At 72.6% G+C, this 4,440-nt stretch carries 4 protein-coding genes; 1 reads left to right on the top strand and 3 read right to left on the bottom strand.

All coding sequences use genetic code 11. The features are described 5' to 3' along the window. On the bottom strand, positions 1 to 1,895 hold a 1,895-nt coding region (locus AC1MIR_RS19135; RefSeq protein ID WP_480029780.1), incomplete at its 3' end, for an ABCB family ABC transporter ATP-binding protein/permease. A gap of 84 nt (positions 1,896 to 1,979) precedes the next feature. Here AC1MIR_RS19135 and AC1MIR_RS19140 point away from each other — a divergent pair. Continuing rightward, the gene (locus AC1MIR_RS19140; RefSeq protein WP_480029781.1) at positions 1,980 to 2,855 is read left to right on the top strand and encodes an NUDIX hydrolase; all 876 of its coding nucleotides are present in this window, start codon (positions 1,980 to 1,982) and stop codon (positions 2,853 to 2,855) included. Positions 2,856 to 2,864: 9 nt separating this feature from the next. On the opposite strand, the gene AC1MIR_RS19145 is transcribed toward AC1MIR_RS19140, so the two are convergent. Further along, on the bottom strand, positions 2,865 to 4,070 hold the full coding sequence (locus tag AC1MIR_RS19145) for a hypothetical protein (protein ID WP_480029782.1): 1,206 nt from the start codon (positions 4,068 to 4,070) through the stop codon (positions 2,865 to 2,867). Positions 4,071 to 4,229: 159 nt separating this feature from the next. Next, positions 4,230 to 4,440, bottom strand: a 211-nt coding sequence (locus AC1MIR_RS19150; RefSeq protein ID WP_480029783.1) for a hypothetical protein, incomplete at its 5' end; no start/stop codon positions are given.

Genomic DNA, 4,440 nt, shown 5'->3' on the forward strand with positions numbered 1-4,440 from the left:
GGGGTTCTCCCCTTCCTCGTTTCGGGGGGGTTTCTGGGGGGGGCGGGGCCGGCCCGTCCCGCGGCGGGGGCGGCGGGGGCCGCCGCGGCCGCGGCTTCCGCGGCCTCCACCGCCTGGGCCTGGCGGCGCCACATCTCGGCATAGAGGCCGTCGGCGGCGATCAGCTGTGCGTGGGTGCCGCGCTCGGCGATCCGTCCCTCCTGCAGCACGATGATCTCGTCCGCCTCGACCACGGTGGACAGGCGATGCGCGATCACCAGCGTGGTCCGCCCCCGCGCCGCATTGCGCAGCGCCGCCTGGATCTCCTGCTCGGTATGCGTGTCCAGCGCGCTGGTCGCCTCGTCCAGGATCAGGATGCGCGGGTCCTTGAGCAGGGTGCGCGCGATCGCCACCCGCTGCTTCTCCCCGCCCGAGAGCTTGAGGCCACGCTCGCCCACCCGCGTGTCGTAGCCATCGGGCAGTCTGAGCACGAAGTCGTGCACCTGGGCGAGCCTCGCCGCCTGCTCGATCTCCGCCTGGCTGGCGCCGGGGCGGCCATAGGCGATGTTGTAGCGGATCGTGTCGTTGAACAGCACGGTGTCCTGCGGCACCACGCCGATGGCGGCGCGCAGGCTGTCCTGCGTCACGTCGCGCACATCCTGCCCGTCAACCAGCACCGCGCCGCCATGCGCGTCGTAGAAGCGGAACAGCAGGCGGGAGATGGTGGATTTCCCCGCCCCGGTCGGCCCGACGATCGCCAGCGTCCGGCCCGGCGGCACGACGAACGAAACACCCTTCAGGATCTCCCGGTCGGGGCGGTAGCCGAAGCGCACATCGGCGAAGCGGACCTCGCCGGCGGCCGCCCGCAGCGGCGCGGCGCCGGGGCGGTCGGGCACCTCGCGCTCCTCCCGCAGCAGGCCGAACATCGCCTCCATGTCGGTCAGGCCCTGCTTGATCTCGCGATACGCGAAGCCGAGGAAGTTCAGCGGCTGGAACAGCTGCAGCAGATAGGTGTTCACCAGCACGAAGTCGCCGACCGTCATCTGGCCCTGCGCCACGCGATGCGCGGCCAGCAGCATCACCGCGGTCAGCGCCACCGCGATCACCGCTTGCTGGCCGAAGTTGAGCGCGTTGAGCGTGACCTCGGAGCGCACATAGGCGCGCTCGTAGCGTTCCATCGCGCCGTCGTAGCGGCGCGCCTCATGCGCCTCGTTGCCGAAATACTTCACCGTCTCGAAGTTCAGCAGGCTGTCCACCGCCTTGGTGTTCGCCTCCTGGTCGGTCTCGTTCATCTGCCGGCGGAAGCGCAGGCGCCATTCGGTGAAGAGCAGCGTGAAGGCGATGTAGAGGCCGAGGCTGAACAGGATGATGGCGCTGAAGGAGACGTCGAACATCACCCAGAGGATCGCCGCGACGATCAGGATCTCCAGCAGGGTCGGCGCGATGCGGAACAGCAGGAAATCCAGCACGAAGGTCATGCCCCGCGTGCCGCGCTCGATCACGCGGGAGAGGCCGCCGGTCTGGCGATCCAGGTGGAAGCGCAGCGACAGCCGGTGCAGATGCTCGAACACCTCGAGCGCGATGCGCCGCATGGCGCGGCCCTGCACCTTGGAGAAGACGGCGTCGGAGGCTTCCGTGAAGGCCGAGCTCAGCAGCCGCACCATGCCGTAGGCGGCGACGATCGCGACGGGCACCGCGACCATGGCGGCGGCGCCGGCGGTCACGTTCAGCGCGTCCACGGCGCGGCCGAAGGCGATCGGCACCAGCACGTTCACGCCGCGGGCGGCCAACAGCAGGCCGAGGCTGACGATGACCCGGGCGCGCAGCCCGGGCTCGCCCTCCGGCCAGAGGTAGCGGGCAAGGGTGAAGAGGGTGCGCAGGTGGCTGCGCTCCTCGGCGGTCCGGGCGGGGGTCATCGGCGGAGCATGTGGCGATGCGCGGCCGGCGCGGAAGGCTCGCGGCGGCTTCCCGGCCATGCGCCCGGCGCGTTACAGGGACGCATGAACCCTGGTCAGGACCTGTTCGGCCGCCTCTGGCGGCATGTCGAGGCGTGCAACAACGTCGCCTCCCCGGCGCATCTGATCCCGTTCCGCATCGCCGGGCAGCAGGTGGGCTGGCTTGGCGCCGAGCTCGCCCGGGCGCTCGCCTTCTTCCCGCGCGACGTGCATTTCGACCGCGACGGCGCGGCGCTGGCCGGGCGGATCCGCGGCGAGGCGGCGGCGACGGCGGTGCTGGAGCGCCTGGCCCGCGCGCTGGCCGGGCGCGGGCATTTCCGCCTGCGCGACGAGGCCTTCGACGTGCGCGCCACGCCCGACGGACCGGTGCTGGCGCGGATCGACCGCGGCGCGCTGCCGCCCTTCGGCATCCTCTCCCAGGGTGTGCATGTGAACGGCTTCGTTCGCCGCCCGGACGGGCTGCATCTCTGGGTCGGCTGGCGGTCCCGCCACAAGCCGGTTGCGCCGGGGCAGATGGACAACATGGTCGCCGGCGGCATCCCCGCGGGCCTCAGCCCGGAGGAATGCCTGGTGAAGGAGGCGGCGGAGGAGGCCTCCCTGCCGGCGGAGCTCGCCGCCCGCGCCATGCCGGCCGGGCGCGTGGCCTATGTCATGGCGAATGAGGAGGGGCTGCGGCGCGACGTGCTGCACTGCTTCGACCTGGAGCTGCCCGAAGGCCTGGTGCCGCGCCCGCAGGACGACGAGGTGGAGCGGTTCGAGCTGCGCCCCGCGGCGGCGGTGCTGCGGGAGGTGGCGGAGGGCGACCGGGTGAAGTTCAACGTCAACCTGGTGCTGATCGACTTCTTCCTCCGCCACGGCCTGCTGGATGCGCTGCCGGAGGATGCGCGACGGCGCCTTCGCGCGGGGCTGGCGGCGGAATAGGCCGGGCCGTCATCCCTGCGCCGGTGGTGGCGGGGCCAGGGGCGGCGGGGGAGCCGGCGGTTCGCGCAGCCGGCCGGCGACGCCTTCCACCATAGCCTCGATCACCGTGAACACCGCTTCGAGCGCGAAGCCGATGAAGAAGGCCGCGGCCGCGAGCGTCAGCGTGTAGCCGCCGAGCTGCACCGGCGCGTCGCCGCTCCAGACCACGCCGACCAGGCCGCCGAGCATGGTGGCCAACAGCACGCGCAGCACCGCATGCCAGCCGTCGCGCACCTCCAGCGTGTTCTCCGACAGCTTGTGGTCCAGCCGCCGCAGCACATAGGCCGCGCCGCCGATGAACCCCATGATCAGCGGCAGCACGAAGCCCGTCAGGGTGGAGATCACCGCCGTGGTGCGCATCTCCGTCCGGTCGAGGTGCTGCTGGAGCGTCACCCCGTACATCTTCTCCTGACCGTCCGGCGCGACGCAGGGATCGAGCAGCGGCAGCCCGCAGGAGAGGCGGTTCCAGCGCGTCAGGCGCATCACGACGAGCCGGTTGCGCAGGATCGCCTGGCCCAGCTCGTTGCAGAGCGCGTCGGCGCGGGCGCCTTCCAGGTTGTCGGCCGGGATCAGCCCCGTGCGGTCCTCCTGCGGGCACATCTGCCGATGGGCGCCTTCGATCGGCGGCACCTGCGGCGCGATCCAGGCCGTCTGCGGCAGCTTGGCGAGCTCGCCCTCGATGGTCCTGATGTCGGCCCGGGTGTTCTGCAGCTGCTCGATCGCGCGGCGGCCGCTGTCCACATGGGCGAGGAGGCTGATGGCGACGACGACGAAGAACACGACCAGCCCGATCAGCCCCAGGATCACCACGCGCAGCCATGCCACGCGGGCCTTCACCTCGGCCGAGGGCTCGCCGCCTTCCGGCGTGCTGCGCAGATAGGCCCGCGTCAGGCGGATGGTGCTGGCATTGGCCGGCGCGGCCTGCCGGCTCAGCGTGTCCACGCAGGCGGAGAGGGCGGCGAACTGCGCGCGGTCGCGCACGATCTCGACCGGGTCCGTGGTGAGGATGGCAAGCTGCGCGCTGCCGCCGAGGGTCTGCGCCGCACCGAGGGCGCGATCCGCCCGGCGCGCCACATGGCGCAGCAGCAGCCGCGCGTCGCGCTGCAACTCGCGCACATAGGCGATGGCCGATTGCTCGTCCTCGGTGAGGTGTGGGCCGTCCTGGGGCCGGGTCACGACCGTATCCATGCTGCCCTCCGCAACCGCTGCGGTGGCGGGACACTGCGCGCCCGGCAGGCGACCCGTCCAGCATGAAATAAGGCAACGCGCGGATGGGCGCGTTCCGTTCCGGTCGTCAGGCGCCGCCTACGCGGCGGAGAGAAACCCCTTCCCGAGCTATTCCGGCGCATTGGCCCCAAGGCCCGGCGCGGCGAACGCAGCCAGGGCAGCCAGCGCGGCCGCGGCCTCGGCGCGGATGCGCTCGCCCAGGTCGGCCGGCAGGGCGCGGCCCGGCAGGTCCAGCGCGGCGCGCGCGGCGGCCGCGAGCCGAGCCGCCCCGCTCGCGGCCGCCGCCCCGGCCCGGCGGTGCGCGGCCCGGCGGACGGCC

The sequence above is a fragment of the Falsiroseomonas sp. RANM36 genome (assembly GCF_056682175.1).

Coding starts and splice junctions, on each gene's coding strand:
- AC1MIR_RS19140 (WP_480029781.1), top strand. CDS start 1,980: ATGAACCCTGGTCAGGACCTGTTCGGCCGCCTCTGGCGGCATGTCGAG.